The following is a 16112-nucleotide window of genomic DNA, read 5'->3' as shown; positions in this document are numbered from 1 at the left end:
TAAACCGGGATGAAGAATCCGGGTGGTGACAAAGAAATTCGGTGGAGCGGTAGTTCAGTTGGTTAGAATACCTGCCTGTCACGCAGGGGGTCGCGGGTTCGAGTCCCGTCCGTTCCGCCACTTATTAAGAGCCCTGAGCTAACGCTTAGGGCTTTTTCTTTGTTTGCAATTTAATTATTGCTGAATCCGCAAAAATCCTCTGCATTTTTCACTCTTTTTCTATAAAGAGCTTAAGCTCATAATCCTCTCAGTTAACGAACATAGTGATTATAAAGAGGAATTCTATGACTATCCCTGCATTCGGTTTAGGTACTTTCCGCCTGAAAGACGACGTGGTTATCGCTTCTGTTAAAACGGCGCTTGAGCTAGGCTACCGTGCTGTCGACACTGCACAAATCTATGATAATGAAGCGGCTGTTGGTCAGGCGATTGCCGAAAGTGGCGTACCGCGTAACGAGCTGTATATCACCACCAAGATCTGGATTGAAAATCTCAGCAAAGAAAAACTGATCCCAAGCCTGAAAGAAAGCCTGAAGAAGTTGCGTACAGATTATGTCGATCTGACGCTGATCCACTGGCCATCTCCAGGTGATGCGGTATCTGTTGAGGAATTCATGCAGGCGCTGCTCGAAGCAAAACAGCAGGGGCTGACTCGCGAAATTGGTATCTCAAACTTCACCATTCCGCTGATGGAAAAAGCCATTGCCGCAGTAGGTGCAGAGAACATTGCGACCAATCAGATTGAGCTGTCTCCGTATCTGCAGAGCCGTAAGGTGGTTGACTGGGCGAAAGCACACGGTATCCACATCACCTCTTACATGACGCTGGCTTACGGTAAAGCGCTGAAAGATGAAGTGATTGCGCACATTGCCGCTAAACATAACGCGACCCCGGCGCAGGTTATTCTGGCATGGGCAATGGGGGAAGGTTACTCCGTAATTCCTTCTTCTACCAAACGTGAAAACCTGGCAAGCAACCTGCTGGCGCTGGAACTGCATCTGGATGCCGAAGATAAAAAAGCGATCGCGGCACTGGACTGCAACGATCGTCTGGTCAGCCCGGAAGGCCTGGCCCCTGATTGGGATTAATTGCCTGACCCTCTGTACCCATTAACCCTCTTTCACAGCTCCTTCGGGAGCTGTTCTTATATATTCACTTAAAAAGTCAATAAATGCCCGGATGCGCGTACTGACGGCACGATCGCTGTAATAAACTGCGCTAAAAGGCATCTCTACCGGCAGACGTTTATCTGCCAATAACTCCACCAGTTCACCCCGCGCGATCTCTTTATCTATCATATAATCTGAAAGACATGCGATGCCGTTGCCATTCAGGCAAAGCTGTTTTAGCGTTTCTCCACTGTTGGAAGAAATTCCGCACTCGACCTCATGCAGCTGTCCGTCGCTACAGGCAATCGGCCAGGTATTGAGTGAAACTGGTTCGGAAAACCCCAGACACAGATGCTGGTTTAACTCCTCGACGCTCTCTGGCTTGCCAAAACGGGCAATGTAGTCCGGTGAGGCAATAATCTTACGATAGCTGGTAAATAGCGGACGCGCACGTAGACTCGAGTCAGTCAGTGTACCCGCTCGTATAGCAACATCCACTTTTCGTTCAATAAGATTTATGAATGTTTCTGAGGAGACGAGAGACAACGTCATCTCGGGATACCGTTCCCGGAACGGCTTGATTAGTGGCATCAGGAAATGCAACATCACCGGTGTTGCTGCGTCGATGCGCAGCAGGCCGCGCGGAGTATTCCGCGACTCCATGATTTCCGTTTCTGCTGCAGCCATCTCTTGCAGTATCTGCTGTACCCGCCTGAAGTAGCGCTCTCCTTCTTCGGTCAGGCTTAGCTGTCGGGTCGTGCGATTAAGCAAACTGACGCCCAGTTTCATCTCCAGCTTTTTTACTGCCCGGCTGACCGCGGAATTGGCTTGTCCAAGCTGTTCTGCCGCCCGGCTAAAGCTGCCGCTTTCCACTACCGCCACAAAAATTGCGAGTTCTTCGGAGGTTGCTTTCATTTTTGCACCTGACGCAAAATTATATTGAGATTTTGAATATTTTTGTCATTAAAACATCCAGGCATACTGCGTGTCATCTGATTACTGATGTTACGGAGTTATTTATGCCTCTCGCTTTATTTGCACTAACAATAAGTGCCTTCGCTATAGGCACTACTGAGTTTGTGATTGTTGGTCTGGTGCCGACCATCGCTCAACAGCTGGCGATCTCGTTACCTTCCGCCGGGATGCTGGTTTCAATCTATGCGCTGGGTGTGGCAATTGGCGCACCGGTACTGACCGCTCTGACCGGACGCCTGCCACGTAAACAGTTACTGGTTGCGCTGATGGTTCTGTTTACGGCGGGGAATTTGCTGGCATGGCAGGCACCCGGGTATATGACACTCATTGTCGCTCGTCTGCTGACTGGGCTGGCACACGGCGTATTCTTCTCGATTGGTTCTACCATCGCGACAAGTCTGGTGCCAAAAGAGAAAGCAGCTTCCGCCATTGCCATTATGTTTGGTGGCTTAACGGTGGCGCTGGTCACCGGCGTGCCGCTGGGAACATTTATCGGTCAGCACTTTGGCTGGCGTGAGACTTTCCTCGCGGTATCAATGTTAGGCGTGATTGCACTGATCAGTAGCCAGTTACTGATCCCTGCCAACATTCCCGGTCGTGCTGCCGCCAGCATTCGCGACCAGGTGAAGGTGCTGACTCATCCCCGTCTGTTGCTGATTTACGCCGTTACGGCACTGGGCTACGGCGGTGTATTCACGGCATTCACCTTCCTTGCACCGATGATGCAGGATCTGGCGGGGTTCTCCCCGGCAGCAGTAAGCTGGATCTTATTGGGTTACGGTGTTTCAGTGGCTATCGGTAATATCTGGGGCGGTAAGCTGGCGGATAAACATGGTGCGGTTCCTGCGCTGAAATTCATTTTCGCCGCGCTGTTTGTTCTGCTGATGGTCTTCCAACTGACGGCCTCCACGCAGTACGCCGCGCTGGCTACCATTCTGGTGATGGGGATCTTTGCCTTTGGTAACGTACCGGGATTGCAGGTCTACGTGGTACAGAAAGCTGAGCAATTTACGCCAAATGCTGTAGATGTGGCGTCAGGGTTAAACATTGCGGCGTTTAACATTGGGATTGCGCTGGGGTCAGTGATTGGCGGGCAAACGGTCGAGCATTATGGTTTAGCACAGACGCCGTGGATTGGCGCCCTCATTGTTCTGGTAGCTTTTCTGCTGATGGGTGTCAGCGGTCGTCTTGATAAACCCGTGCGTGTTGCTCTGGGGTAAATCATTGATGTAAGCGCCCACTTACAAAACAAACTGCAATTGTTCGTTGAAAGTGAGTGCTAAAATCCCTATAACAGAAGAACCAGTCCGGCTGCGGACTGGTTGACGTTACAGAGGTTTGAAAGTCTAAAGTGCGAAAAAACACCTATGCCATGCGTTATGTTGCCGGACAACCCGCCGAGCGGATTTTACCGCCGGGGTCGTTTGCGCATATTGGCCAGGCATTACCCGCAGGCGTTCCGTTAAGCAGTGAAGACCGCATTCGCGTGCTGGTATGGAATATTTTTAAACAGCAGCGCGCAGAATGGCAGTCGGTGCTGAAGAATTTTGGCAAAGATGCGCATCTGGTATTATTACAGGAAGCGCAAACCACGCCAGAACTGGTGCAGTTTGCGACCGCTAACTACCTTGCTGCCGATCAGGTTCCTGCCTTTGTGCTGCCTCAGCATCCCTCTGGCGTCATGACGCTCTCTGCTGCTCATCCTGTTTACTGTTGTCCATTGCGCGAGCGTGAGCCTATTTTACGGCTGGCGAAATCGGCTCTGGTAACGGTGTATCCGCTGCCTGACTCTCGATTATTAATGGTGGTGAATATCCACGCGGTTAACTTTAGCCTCGGCGTCGATGTTTATAGTAAGCAGTTACTTCCCATTGGCGATCAGATCGCTCATCACAGCGGTCCGGTTATTATGGCCGGCGATTTCAATGCCTGGAGCCGTCGACGGATGAATGCGCTGTACCGCTTTGCGCGTGAAATGTCGCTGCGCCAGGTACGTTTTACTGACGATCAGCGCCGACGCGCGTTTGGTCGCCCTCTCGATTTTGTGTTCTATCGTGGTCTGAACGTGAGTGAAGCCTCTGTGCTGGTCACCCGTGCATCCGATCACAACCCGCTACTCGTTGAATTCAGTCCCGGCAAACCTGAACAATAACGGTGTGTCAGGTCTGCCGTAGGGCAGGCCTGTGATGGTTGCCCTTCCTATTTCACAACAACCGAAGGACAACACAATGACAACACGCTCTCACCATGACAACGTCGAAAAACAGTTTGGCTCTCAGGCTAATGCCTATTTAACCAGTGCGGTGCACGCCTCTGGCCGTGACTTGCTGCGTCTGGGGGAAAGGTTGTCGGCATTTCCGCAGGCCCGTGTGTTGGATATGGGATGTGGAGCGGGGCATGCCAGCTTTGTAGCCGCGCAACACGTAAAGCAGGTTGTGGCTTATGATTTATCGTCGCAGATGCTTGAGGTGGTCGCTGAGGCGGCAAATGACAGAGGCCTGGAGAATGTCGCCACACGCCAGGGTTATGCCGAAAGTCTGCCATTTGAAGATAGCGAATTTGACGTGGTGATTAGCCGCTATTCTGCGCATCACTGGCATGATGTCGGACGCGCGCTGCGGGAAGTGAACCGCGTTCTGAAGCCCGGTGGTGTATTGATTGTGATGGATGTGATGTCACCAGGCCACCCAGTACGTGATATCTGGTTGCAAACCGTGGAGGCGTTACGTGATACCTCGCACGTTCGTAACTATTCTAGTGGAGAGTGGCTGTCGTTAATCAACGATGCCAATTTGATTGCCGATACTTTGTTAACCGATCGCCTGCCACTGGAGTTCAGTTCGTGGGTCGCGAGGATGCGCACGCCCGCGGCGTTGAGCGACGCGATTCGTGCATACCAACAAAGTGCTTCTGCAGATGTGAAAGCCTACTTTGCGTTACAGGAAGATGGCTCGTTTACCAGCGACACGATAATGGTTGAGGCACATAAAGCGGGATAAATAAAAAAGGCACTGGGGGGAATCCAGTGCCTTCATTTCTACAATGCTATCAGGAGTCCGGCATTCCGTTGTTTTTCACAAACAACGTGAGCTGATCGCCTGGCTGTAGATTGTCCGTATCGCTGTTCCAGCGCATGACATCTTTGATGTTAACCCCGTGACGTTTGGCAATGCTCGACAGCGAGTCGCCTTTACGCACACGATAGGTGATGCTATCGCTGTTGTTCGCCAGACGCTGTGCGCTGGTACCCGCACCCACCGTCAGGTTTTGACCCACTTTCAGGGATGACCCGCGCAGGTTATTCCACTGCTTAAGGTCATTGGTGCTCACGCCAAGGCGTGACGCGACGCCAGAAAGCGTATCGCCAGAGCGAACTTTGTAGCTACGACTGTTCAGCGGCGTGTTATCCGCGACCAACGTTGACTGCACGGCTGCAATTTCGCCTGAAGCCAGAGACTCACGCAGCTTCTCTGCATGCTTCTTTGGCACCATCACATATTGCGGGCCGCTGGCACCCAATGTGGAGCCTTTCACGCCTGCATTGAAGGTCTTCAGCTTGCTGACGGAAATACCCGCCATATCAGCAACCTGAGCCATCTCAACCGGGCTACTCAGGCGAACACGTGCCAACGCGCGGCTTTCGTCTGTTGTTGGCAGACGTACGCCATAGCGTTTGCTGTTTTTGAGTATATCGCTCAATGCCAGCATTTTAGGCACGTATAGCTTCGTTTCCTGAGGCAATGGCAACGACCAGAAGTCAGTGGGTTTACCACGAGCTTTGTTCGTTTTGATTGCCTTCATGACACGACCTTCACCGCTATTATAAGCAGCAACGGTCAGCAGCCAGTCGCCATCAAACATCTTGTTCAGACGCTGCATCATGTCCAGCGCGGCGGTGGTGGAAGCCACAACGTCGCGACGTGCATCATAACTGCGGGTCTGTTTTAAACCATAATTGCGCCCCGTGCTCGGAATGATCTGCCAAATACCTGCGGCATTGGCGCCAGACGTTGCGTGAGGATCAAAAGCGCTCTCCACTATGGGTAGTAGTACCAGTTCCATAGGCATGTTACGTTTCTTAACCTGCCCGGCTATCCAGTACATATACGGCTCTGCCCGTAAAGTTACATCGTGGAGATAGCTCTTATTGCGTAAATACTTCTGTTTCTGTTCGCGAATCCGGCTGTTTTCCGGAATTCCCATCTTTAGCTCGTCACCAATGAAAGCCCACAAATCTTGATCAGCAGCGATAGATGTTCCGTCGTCCATCCATCGCGCCTGACTTGTAAACTTTCCTGCTTCCCCTTGACCAGCTGCAGAAAGGCTCTGTGCGTGTTGTTGGACGTTACCAGTATTCTGGCACCCAACAAGCAGGACAGAGGCGAGTAATATCGCTTTTGCCTTCATGTGTGTGTCAATAGTTGCTTAAAAGACGACCGATCATAACGGCGAAGTTTTCAAAAGGCAACCCGGAATTGTCAGAACGTATCTTTCTTTGACCTTAACCAGGCAAAACGCTCTTCAGGTTGTTGCAATATTGTTTCTTTGTTGATTTCATTAATTAAATCAATATTTTCCGTTCTCAAAAAAAGATTATTTCGCCGCTCATTTTTCAGAGTTACGGGTAGTGTCATTTGTTTTTTTACGCGTAACTCATTAACTTTACGATAATATTCATTTATGAACGAATCGTGCGGGAGAATGCTTAAGGCAAACTTCATGTTTGCTAATGTGTACTCATGTGCGCAACAAATTAATGTATCGTCAGGAAGTTCGTTTATTTTTTTAAGTGATTGATACATTTGGGTTGCTGTACCTTCGAAAAGTCGACCGCAACCGCCAGAAAAGAGCGTGTCACCACAAAATAAGTAAGGATGGCTAAAGTAACAGATATGTCCTAAAGTGTGACCCGGAGTAGCAATTACCCTAAATTCATGCCCCAAAACGAGTGCAATATCGCCATCTTCGACTACGTGTGTCGTTCCCTTATCTTGCGTTTCAGCCGGTCCGTATACCACTATTTGTGGGAAATGTTGCAGGAGTTCTTTCACTCCACCCACGTGATCCTGATGATGGTGGGTTAGCAGAATGGCTTCCGGCACCCAGTTATGCTCTGCAATGGCTTTCAAAACAGGAGCCGCTTCACCCGGGTCCACAATCAGACAATGCTGGTCATTATTTGACAGGACCCAGATGTAATTGTCCTGAAATGCAGGAATACTGTTAAGATTCATATATTACCTCTCAATGCGTAACGGAAGGTTGTGATGAAACCGGCAAGGATCCCTCAAACTGTCGTAGCGCCCGTTAGCTGGGATGATTTGCCCTGGGGCGAACACTATCGTGAGGCGCTGGAGTATCAGCTTAACCCGTGGTTTGCAAAAATGTACGGTTTTCATCTGCTTAAGGTTGGTAATTTAAGCGCAGAAATCGATTCTGAAGCGTGCGCGGTTTCTCATCAGGTAAATGTTTCTTTGCAGGGATCTCCCATGCAGGTGACGGCCGATCCTTTGCATCTTCCCTTTGCCGATAAGTCCGTGGATGTCTGTTTATTGGCCCATACGTTACCGTGGTGCTCTGATCCGCATCGCCTACTGCGTGAAGCCGATCGCGTGTTGATTGATGACGGCTGGTTGATTCTGAGCGGCTTTAACCCGGTAAGCTTGATGGGATTGCGTAAACTGGTGCCCGTATTGCGCAAGACATCGCCCTATAACAGTCGGATGTTTACCCTCATGCGTCAACTGGACTGGCTATCATTACTGAATTTTGAAGTGCTGCACTATAGTCGTTTTCATGTTCTGCCCTGGAACAAGAAGGGCGGGAAAATGTTAAGCGCCCATATCCCCGCGCTGGGCTGTTTACAGCTGGTGGTTGCGCGCAAGCGAACCATTCCGCTTACGCTCAACCCGATGAAACAAAATAAAAGCAAAACGCCTATCCGTCATGCCGTTGGCGCGACCCGGCAATACCGTAAACCGGACGCTTAAGCCTCAGTCTGATACCCAATATCATCCTGAGTCGGGCTCATGGCCGCGGTGCGCGCAAGCTCATCGCAGCGTTCGTTTTCCGGATGGCCCGCATGGCCTTTAACCCATTCCCATTTGATTTGATGCGGCCCCAGCGCGGCATCGAGACGTTTCCACAGATCGACGTTCTTCACCGGTTTTTTATCTGCTGTTTTCCAGCCGCGCTTCTTCCAGTTGTGGATCCACTGCGTAATGCCCTGGCGCACATACTGGCTGTCCGTGCTGAGTATCACTTCACACTGTTCTTTCAGGGCTTCCAGCGCAACGATTGCCGCCATCAGCTCCATGCGATTATTAGTGGTGAGGTTGTAGCCCTCGCTAAAGGTTTTTTCGCGCCCGCGATAGCGTAAAATCGCCCCATAACCACCAGGCCCTGGATTTCCCAGGCAAGAACCATCGGTGAAAATTTCTACCTGTTTAAGCATCTCTGGTAGACTTCCTGTTTTAGCAAATCGAAATCAAACGATAAGTCTGACATAAATGACCGTTATGAGCACTGGAATTACACGACAGATCGTCCTCGATACCGAAACCACCGGTATGAACCAGATTGGCGCCCACTATGAAGGCCACAAGATCATTGAGATCGGTGCGGTTGAAGTGGTGAACCGCCGCCTGACCGGCAATAACTTCCACGTTTACCTGAAGCCGGACCGGCTGGTGGACCCGGAAGCGTTCGGCGTACACGGAATCGCAGACGAATTCCTGCTCGATAAACCTACGTTTGCCGATGTAGCCGACGAGTTTCTCGACTACATTCGCGGCGCGGAGCTGGTCATTCATAACGCATCGTTCGATATCGGCTTTATGGATTACGAATTCGCGAAGCTCAAGCGTGATATTCCGAAGACGAATGAATTTTGCAAAATAACCGATAGCCTGGCGCTGGCGAGGAAAATGTTTCCTGGCAAGCGAAACAGCCTTGATGCGTTATGCTCGCGCTATGAGATAGACAACAGTAAACGAACCCTGCACGGCGCATTGCTCGATGCCCAGATTCTGGCCGACGTTTATCTGATGATGACCGGCGGGCAGACCACGATGGCGTTCTCAATGGAAGGCGACAGCCAGCAGCAGAATGACACGGGGATCCAGCGTATTGTGCGACAGTCCAGTAAACTACGCGTTGTTTTCGCCACTGATGAAGAGTTAGCGGCCCATGAGTCACGCCTTGACCTGGTGCAGAAGAAAGGCGGAAGTTGCCTCTGGCGGGCATAGTTTGTACGTTTACCGTATGAAAATGGCCATTCGGGTGATTTTTGCAGCAAACGATTAAAAACGTGAGAAAAAGCGTTGACGAGGCGCGAGGCAATCCGTAATATTCGCTTCGTTCCCAAGCGGAACACAACGCGGAGTGGTAGTTCAGTTGGTTAGAATACCTGCCTGTCACGCAGGGGGTCGCGGGTTCGAGTCCCGTCCATTCCGCCACTATTCAGAAAGCCTGAATCAGAAATGATTCAGGCTTTCGTCGTTTTAGCCTGCAAAAATAATATTCTCATTACCACGCTTTATCGACCGCGCCCGAGCTTTCGGGTGGGCAACACATCAGGTCATCCTTAACCCGACGGATATCCAGAAGGCGATTAACTCGCGAAGTGATTCATCACGCAGGCGAAGCGGGGTGAAAAGTTATCGCCAATAAGAACCGTTTCCTCATTCAGGTGCTTTAGCATATACAGCTTGTCGGCACGTTCGTAAGCGTCGAAGAAGAGATAGTCGACAGCGTCCGTTGCGTCATCATCGGGGGATTTTTCCCGACCATCGGGAGTGAGCATAAAAACGCCTGCGGTATGGCCGAGTGGACGGGCATAGCGAAAGAACAGTTTTCGGTTAACAGCGAACTCGCCGTCGTCACTTTTGAGTTTCCCCTGGACTGACAATGAAAGGTGTCCGGAGTTGTAGCTGGTTATCAGCATTATTCCGTGGAGTTCCTTTTTTGTATTCTGGATGTCGAGTATCGACGTGAATTCCGAGGAGCAGGAAAAACTGATTTCTTGTTTTTTCGCATTCCCGGCGATAATAAAAAAAGCGATAGCCGCTAGCCCAAAAATGGCAATCACGACTGACCATAGTAAAGGAGAGTGATCGCTTTCCTGCTTCATATCATTCCTCATGATGACGATACTGGCTGATGCAATGGTAATAGCCGAGGTTTAGCCCGCATTCAGCGGCAAACGACCACTCAACCAGATTATGGTTGCTCGCCCAGGTATTGAGATACAGATCTTTTGGGTACGAACAGTTGGGGTTAATACCCACGGACTTGAAAATATCCAGCGCTTTTTTTTCGGTTATGGTGTCGGTGAGGGCGTTTCCTAATATATGCACACGGCATTGCTCGTAGTCGATAGTCCGCAGGATCGCCGCGTCCGTCATCGCGATTTCATTGGGTATCCATGTTAACCACGCTGTCGCCAGCACGGCGATGCTGGTAATTAACGTTGTTATCGTGACAGGCCACAGGTTTCGTTTCTTTTTCCTGGGCGTCAATGCAACATTGACTATTCTGGTGGGCGCTTGCGATTCCTCCAGTTGCTGAATATTGATACTGGCGTCGCTCATCCGAAATCCTATTCGCGGAATGGTGACGATCAGTTCTGCAGGATGGCCCGTAGACGTTATTGCTTTGCGCAGAAATGAAATGTGCTGATTGAGATTAGCATCCGTCGCTCTGGCGCCATTATGCTGGAAAACATTCCGCAGAATTTCATCGCGCGAGGATATCTCTTTACCATTTTGCAACAGATAGAGCAGTAATTGTGTTGCCACATTATTCAATGTGGCCATTTCACCAGATGCCAGGTCTTTTAGGGTATTTTTATGTGGTCTGAAAACTAAGCCTTCACCAATAATTACGGATTTAATTTTGTTTATTGGTATATGAGAAATCACTGATGTCTCCTTTAAAGCAGGATATCTCGCATTCGAGTGGGGGAAGCAATAGCATAACATAATTCATTTATAAAAAATGATTGTGCCATAGATCGCTTTATTAATATTTATAAAAGAATCCTCCAATCTCCTTCCTCTCTTTCACTATCTTATTGTCATTACTCGCTTTTGATGCCCAATTTCATTTTTACAAAACATTCATAAATACATTTTGCCTGTTCTTCTGGCTAAATAAAAAAATAGTTGATAGATAAAAACTCTATAAAAATAATAAATAATAGACATTAACACTGGTGTTGGCGTGTTTTTTGGCTATTTTTTAGGTAAACGATCGCTCTACAGACAGTGTTACAACACGATTCCCTGAGTTTGATTAATACCGGATTTTTGCATTGTGTCATTTTTTCGTCGACTTAATATAAGCCCCGAAACAGCGTAAACAACTGTGGGCGGTATTTCGGATGGAATACCAATGAAGTTCAAAATACAGGGTGGCTTGAGATGGATTGTTTGCAAGGAAATGCACTTCCGCCACCTGCAGATCAGAGTTTCCCTTGCATAAATTGTCTGTGGAAATAGATCGTCGGAATAACCAAAAAACAGATATAAGGTTAAGTAGTAATATGAAAATGAAAAACGTGGCTGTGGCTTGTGCGCTGATGGCGGGAATGACTTTTACTGCATCTTCTGCTTTCGCTGCAAAAAATGTTGAACCGACTAACGGTAAAATTCACTTCACTGGTTCTCTGGTTAATTCCGCATGCGGTCTGGCCCCAGAATCCAGCCCGGTGCAGGTTAATTTTGGTGAGATCCCAACTTCTCAGTTAAAAGACAACCAACGTGCTGGTGTTAAGCATGCCAAAATCGTTCTGCAGGGCTGCGATACAACTGTTGCGAAAACCGCCACAGTAACCTACACCCCGGCAACGATTGATACCGACAACAATGCGCTGGCTGCATTTACCTCGGGTACAGCAAAGGGCGCGGGCATCGGTATGATTGACAGTGGTAACCAGGACGTGAAATGGGGCGAAGCCGCATCTCAGGTCAACATTACCGATGGCGAAACCGACATTGATTTCGTTGCTTACCTGCAGGCCAACAACGCATCCGCAGCCGTAACCCCGGGTGACTTCGAATCTACCGTTAATTTCCAGATCGATTATCAGTAACGATCTGCTGCGGGCGCAATTATGCGCCTGCTTAACCCTTCCTGCGAATAACTGAAAGGAAATGCGGTGATGCCTGGATGGCGTATTTTACTGCTTTTTATCTTCATATCGCCTGCATGGGTTTTGGCTGACACCCATCGTCTTGTCAGTACGCCCGGCAAAATGCGCATGCGGGGAAATATTATTGAGGCTGCCTGTTATGTCGATCCACGCGACCGGTCGCTGCTGGTTGAATTTGATGACCTCTCAGCCAGAGATATTTCCGGAAAACCTGAAAAAGTATCTGCGCATGATTTCAGCATTCATTTGCTGGGATGTTCATTAGGGGATTCTCAACACCCCGGGAATCTGTTCCAACGTGCCAATATTACCTTTTCCGGCGCACCGGATAGTGACAATCCTGATTATCTGAGCGTGCAATCGGAAACTGAAAATTTAGCGATAGAAATATATGACGGCAAAGGCAAGCAAATTCATTTGGGTGAGCCATCACCGGATTATGCGCTTAACCCAGGGAAAAACACGCTCAATTTTACGGCTTATTTGATCTCCCGCGACGGAAGAATGACGTCTGGTGAATTTACTGCAGTCACGCATTTTGTTGTGAATTATCTCTGAGCTGCACAGCAATTCGGGTATCTGAAGGTTTGCGAACGAAAATGATCACGCTGAAAACAGATAAAAAACGTCTGGCGCTTTTAATTGCTCTGGTCTGTGCCTCTTCATGGGCTGAAGCGGATGAGTCTATTGAATTTAATACTGACGTCCTGGATGCCAGTGACAGACAAAATGTCGATTTACAGCGTTTTTCCGAAGGCAACTTTGTGACTCCCGGAGAATATCTGCTGGATGTTCGTATTAACAGCCAGGAGATCCCTCAGCAGTCGATCCGTTATATCGTTGATCCTGCCAACTCGCATAAATCCATGGCTTGCCTGACGCCACAACAGCTCGAATTACTGGCGCTCAAAGAAGAGGCGCTGACCTATATTCATCCGATTAGCGCGACCTGCTATGACATTTCCCGCCTGCCGGGTGTGGTGCTGAATAATAGCGCAGGCGTACTGGACATTACCGTGCCTCAGGCATGGATGAAATATACCGATCCAGACTGGACGCCGCCGGAGCGCTGGGATAACGGCGTCGCGGGACTGATTTTCGACTACAGCGTTTCGGGCCAGGCCACACATTACGAACAAGGTGGCGATCATTACCGCTCACTGTCTGGTTACGGACAGACGGGCTTTAACCTCGGCGCGTGGCGCTTTCGTGGCCAGTATCAGGCCAATTATGCTTCAGATGAAAATCGTGGGCGTATCGACTGGGATCAGATCTATGCCTATCGCCCGTTACCGATGCAGGCTGCAAAACTGACGGTCGGTGAAATATATCTGAATTCCCAGGTGTTTGATTCAGTGCGATTTACCGGGGCTAACCTTGCCAGCGACGAGCGCATGCTACCACCGAATTTGCAGGGCTACGCGCCCGAAGTGCACGGCATCGCCCGCAGTAATGCGAAGGTCACCGTCAGTCAGCAGGGGCGTGTTATCTATCAAACCACTGTTCCAGCAGGGCCATTTAATATTCAGGATCTACACGGTTCGGTACGCGGCACGCTGGATGTTCGCGTCGAAGAGCAGGATGGCAGCGTACAAACCTTTCAGGTCAATACGGCAGATATCCCTTACCTGACCCGCCCGGGCTATGTTCGTTACAACGCCGCTGTCGGTAAGCCATCGCGTTATAACCACGACGTCCAGGGACCTGCATTTTATAGCGGTGATTTTTCATGGGGGGTCAGCAATGCGTGGTCACTGTACGGTGGCGCGTTGCTCACTGGCGATCGCTATAACGCCTGGTCGATGGGGATTGGGCGGGATTTGAGCTGGCTGGGCGCGCTGTCGGCTGATGCGACGCAATCCGTGAGCCGAGTGAAGCATCAGGCTGAACAAAAAGGGATGTCCTTTAAGCTCAGCTATGCCAAAACCTTTGATGAATACAACAGCGCCATCACCTTTGCCGGTTACCGTTTTTCACAGCGTAACTTCCGCACCTTCTCGCAGTTCCTCGACGAGCAGTATGAAAATAACAACAGCGCCGGCAACGAAAAAGAGATGTACACCATCACCGGTAACAAGACCTTTTTTGCTGACGACCCGCAATTAGCGACCACGCTGTACCTGACCTATACCCACCAGAATTACTGGGATCGTGGCTCTCAGGATCGTTACGGGGTGTCGATGGGACACAGCTTTTCGTTCGCAGGCATTCAGGGGATCAGCGCCAACCTTGCCGCTTACCGCTCTGAGTATCAGGGCAAACGGGACGACAGCCTTTCGCTGTCCATTTCGGTGCCATGGAGCGATGGCCGCTCAATGGATTATGAAGTGCAAAACAGCGGTAGCCAGACCAGTCAGATGGTTTCGTATTCCGATAACCGCGACCGTAACAATCCATGGCGACTGCGCGCAGGGGTTTCCGGTGAAGGGCACACCGCGTTTGATGGCTACTACAAGCATCGCAGCATGATGGCGGAACTGGAATCTAACGTCAGTTGGCAGCAATCACGCTATTTCTCCGTTGGTGGCACGATGCGCGGCGGCTTTACCGCAACGCGTCATGGCGCGGCGCTACACAACAGCCAGGCGTCGATGAATACCGCCAGGGTGATGGTTGATACCGACGGTGTGGCGAATGTACCGCTGAACGGCGAACAGGCGCACTCAAACCGCTTCGGTATTGCCGTCGTACCGGACGTCGTCAGCTATCACAGCTTTGATACCCGTATCGATGTGGACGCAATGGACGAGGACATTTCCGCGACCAAAGCCATCGTCACCAACACCCTGACGGAAGGCGCGATTGGTTATCAGCGCTTCGCTGTGGCGCAGGGGCAAAAAATGATGGCGCTGCTGCGCCTGAAAGATGGTTCGGTACCGCCGTTTGGTGCCGAAGTGTTTAACGCCAACGGTGTCAGCGTCGCCATGGTGATGGAAAACGGCATGGCCTGGATTGCGGGTGTGAATCCAGCCGAGCGTCTTTCTGTTGCCTGGGGCGGTCGCGCGCAGTGTCACTTACAGGTGCCGCAACAAATCAACCCGGAAGGTAACGTGCTGTTGCCTTGTGAATAATATCAATAACCTGAATGAATTTTGTCATGAAAAATCAAGCATTTTACTCCGTGCAGCGTTGGCTCAAACCCGTGGTCTGCGGTCTGCTTTTTATTGCAGAGATCAACGCCTCATGGGCGGGCATTGCACTTGACCGTACCCGTCTGATTATCACCGGTGATGCGCGATCTGTCAGTGCGAACTTAACCAACACCAGTCCGAGCATTCCGTTTCTGGCTCAGTCGTGGGTGGAAGACGCCAATGGAACAAAAATTACCTCGCCGTTGATGGTTTTACCGCCGCTACAACGGATTAACGGCGGGCAAAAGGGCATTGCGCGTGTGACAAAAACCAGCGGTATTAACGCTTTGCCGCAGGATTGCGAAAGTCTGTTCTACCTGAACGTGCGTGAAATTCCGCCCAAGCCGGATAAGCCGAACGTGCTGCAACTGGCGATGCAGTCGCGCATCAAACTGTTCTACCGTCCGACCGCCATCGTGCCGGAAACACCGGGCGCCGTGTGGCAAAACCAACTGGTCTTTCATAAGCAGGGGCAGCGCTGGAGTGTGGATAACCCAACGCCGTACTTCGTTACCTTAATCGGCTTAAGCCGCAAGCCTGAAGCGCAGGGCGGCGACAGGCTGACTGACTTCCCTGGGATTATGGTTTCACCAAAGTCCTCTCTCGATTTCAGCGTGACCGACGGCAGCGTTAGCCAGTTCAGCATGATGTACGTGAACGATTTTGGCGGTCATCCCGAATTGAAATTCAGCTGCACAGGCAATGTGTGTAAAGCATTGCCGATGGAGCAACAGCCCCGGTAAC

Annotated in this window: 15 protein-coding genes, 2 tRNA genes and 1 pseudogene; 12 read left to right on the top strand and 6 right to left on the bottom strand. The window is 50.3% G+C overall.

What is annotated here, in order from left to right; all coding sequences use genetic code 11:
* Positions 1–43 precede the first annotated feature (43 nt).
* Both BZK40_RS22580 and dkgB read left to right on the top strand, forming a co-directional pair.
* Positions 44–120 (top strand) — tRNA-Asp (locus tag BZK40_RS22580).
* Positions 121–284: 164 nt separating this feature from the next.
* Complete coding sequence (dkgB, locus tag BZK40_RS22575) at positions 285–1088, top strand: 2,5-didehydrogluconate reductase DkgB (protein WP_003830794.1); 804 nt, start codon at positions 285–287, stop codon at positions 1086–1088.
* A gap of 21 nt (positions 1089–1109) precedes the next feature.
* On the opposite strand, the gene yafC is transcribed toward dkgB, so the two are convergent.
* The gene (gene yafC / locus BZK40_RS22570; RefSeq protein WP_008783768.1) at positions 1110–2024 is read right to left on the bottom strand and encodes a DNA-binding transcriptional regulator YafC; all 915 of its coding nucleotides are present in this window, start codon (positions 2022–2024) and stop codon (positions 1110–1112) included.
* 104 nt (positions 2025–2128) lie between these two features.
* Here yafC and BZK40_RS22565 point away from each other — a divergent pair, with 104 nt between their 5' ends.
* From BZK40_RS22565 to BZK40_RS22555, 3 genes are all read left to right on the top strand, one after another.
* Positions 2129–3304 carry an MFS transporter gene (locus BZK40_RS22565; RefSeq protein ID WP_003830796.1) on the top strand — a complete coding sequence of 392 codons (1176 nt, stop codon included), beginning with the start codon at positions 2129–2131 and terminating at the stop codon, positions 3302–3304.
* A 131-nt stretch (positions 3305–3435) separates the two neighbouring features.
* Positions 3436–4236, top strand: a complete 801-nt coding sequence (locus BZK40_RS22560; protein WP_008783770.1) for an endonuclease/exonuclease/phosphatase family protein — start codon at positions 3436–3438, stop codon at positions 4234–4236.
* Between the two features lie 76 nt (positions 4237–4312).
* Positions 4313–5083 carry a class I SAM-dependent methyltransferase gene (locus BZK40_RS22555; protein ID WP_032942414.1) on the top strand — a complete coding sequence of 257 codons (771 nt, stop codon included), beginning with the start codon at positions 4313–4315 and terminating at the stop codon, positions 5081–5083.
* Positions 5084–5132: 49 nt separating this feature from the next.
* Here BZK40_RS22555 and mltD read toward each other — a convergent pair whose 3' ends face one another.
* Together mltD and gloB are read right to left on the bottom strand one after the other, a co-directional pair.
* Complete coding sequence (mltD, locus tag BZK40_RS22550) at positions 5133–6491, bottom strand: murein transglycosylase D (RefSeq protein ID WP_032942416.1); 1359 nt, start codon at positions 6489–6491, stop codon at positions 5133–5135.
* A 71-nt stretch (positions 6492–6562) separates the two neighbouring features.
* Positions 6563–7318, bottom strand: coding sequence for a hydroxyacylglutathione hydrolase (gene gloB / locus BZK40_RS22545; RefSeq protein WP_079935335.1), 756 nt, complete (start codon positions 7316–7318; stop codon positions 6563–6565).
* Positions 7319–7351: 33 nt separating this feature from the next.
* Between gloB and BZK40_RS22540 the strand changes: the two genes are divergently transcribed.
* Complete coding sequence (locus BZK40_RS22540; protein WP_079935334.1) at positions 7352–8074, top strand: class I SAM-dependent methyltransferase; 723 nt, start codon at positions 7352–7354, stop codon at positions 8072–8074.
* On the opposite strand, the pseudogene rnhA reads toward BZK40_RS22540, so the two are convergent.
* Positions 8071–8649, bottom strand: a pseudogene (gene rnhA, locus BZK40_RS22535) (ribonuclease HI). The gene BZK40_RS22540 and the pseudogene rnhA overlap by 4 nt on opposite strands.
* Between rnhA and dnaQ the strand changes: the two are divergent.
* Both dnaQ and BZK40_RS22525 read left to right on the top strand, forming a co-directional pair.
* Positions 8603–9331: a DNA polymerase III subunit epsilon gene (dnaQ, locus tag BZK40_RS22530; protein WP_095533177.1), complete on the top strand. Its 729-nt coding sequence runs from the start codon at positions 8603–8605 to the stop codon at positions 9329–9331. The pseudogene rnhA and the gene dnaQ sit on opposite strands and share 47 nt — an antisense overlap.
* 133 nt (positions 9332–9464) lie before the next feature.
* Positions 9465–9541: transfer RNA gene (locus BZK40_RS22525), tRNA-Asp, on the top strand.
* Positions 9542–9696: 155 nt separating this feature from the next.
* On the opposite strand, the gene BZK40_RS22520 is transcribed toward BZK40_RS22525, so the two are convergent.
* Both BZK40_RS22520 and BZK40_RS22515 read right to left on the bottom strand, forming a co-directional pair.
* Positions 9697–10215 carry a FidL-like protein gene (locus BZK40_RS22520; RefSeq protein WP_003830806.1) on the bottom strand — a complete coding sequence of 173 codons (519 nt, stop codon included), beginning with the start codon at positions 10213–10215 and terminating at the stop codon, positions 9697–9699.
* 1 nt (position 10216) lies between these two features.
* The gene (locus BZK40_RS22515; protein WP_228553202.1) at positions 10217–10900 is read right to left on the bottom strand and encodes a winged helix-turn-helix domain-containing protein; all 684 of its coding nucleotides are present in this window, start codon (positions 10898–10900) and stop codon (positions 10217–10219) included.
* A 728-nt stretch (positions 10901–11628) separates the two neighbouring features.
* On the opposite strand from BZK40_RS22515, the gene BZK40_RS22510 reads away from it, so the two are divergent.
* The 4 genes from BZK40_RS22510 to BZK40_RS22495 all read left to right on the top strand — a co-directional run bounded on the left by BZK40_RS22510 (position 11629) and on the right by BZK40_RS22495 (position 16111).
* Positions 11629–12177 carry a fimbrial protein gene (locus BZK40_RS22510; protein WP_003830808.1) on the top strand — a complete coding sequence of 183 codons (549 nt, stop codon included), beginning with the start codon at positions 11629–11631 and terminating at the stop codon, positions 12175–12177.
* 69 nt (positions 12178–12246) lie between these two features.
* Positions 12247–12795 (top strand): fimbrial protein, encoded by a 549-nt coding sequence (locus BZK40_RS22505; protein ID WP_020996612.1) that lies wholly within the window; start codon positions 12247–12249, stop codon positions 12793–12795.
* 41 nt (positions 12796–12836) lie between these two features.
* Entirely contained in the window at positions 12837–15308 is a 2472-nt protein-coding gene (locus BZK40_RS22500) for a fimbria/pilus outer membrane usher protein (protein WP_079935333.1), read from the top strand.
* A gap of 26 nt (positions 15309–15334) precedes the next feature.
* A complete protein-coding gene (locus BZK40_RS22495; RefSeq protein WP_095533176.1) occupies positions 15335–16111 on the top strand; it encodes a fimbrial biogenesis chaperone in 777 nt (258 codons plus the stop codon).
* Position 16112: the final 1 nt, after the last annotated feature.

The sequence above is a fragment of the Citrobacter portucalensis genome, from assembly GCF_002042885.1.
In the GTDB taxonomy this organism is placed as follows: domain Bacteria; phylum Pseudomonadota; class Gammaproteobacteria; order Enterobacterales; family Enterobacteriaceae; genus Citrobacter; species Citrobacter portucalensis.
The sequence above is the reverse complement of the archived record's forward strand: the minus strand, read 5'-3'. Positions and strand labels throughout refer to the sequence as shown.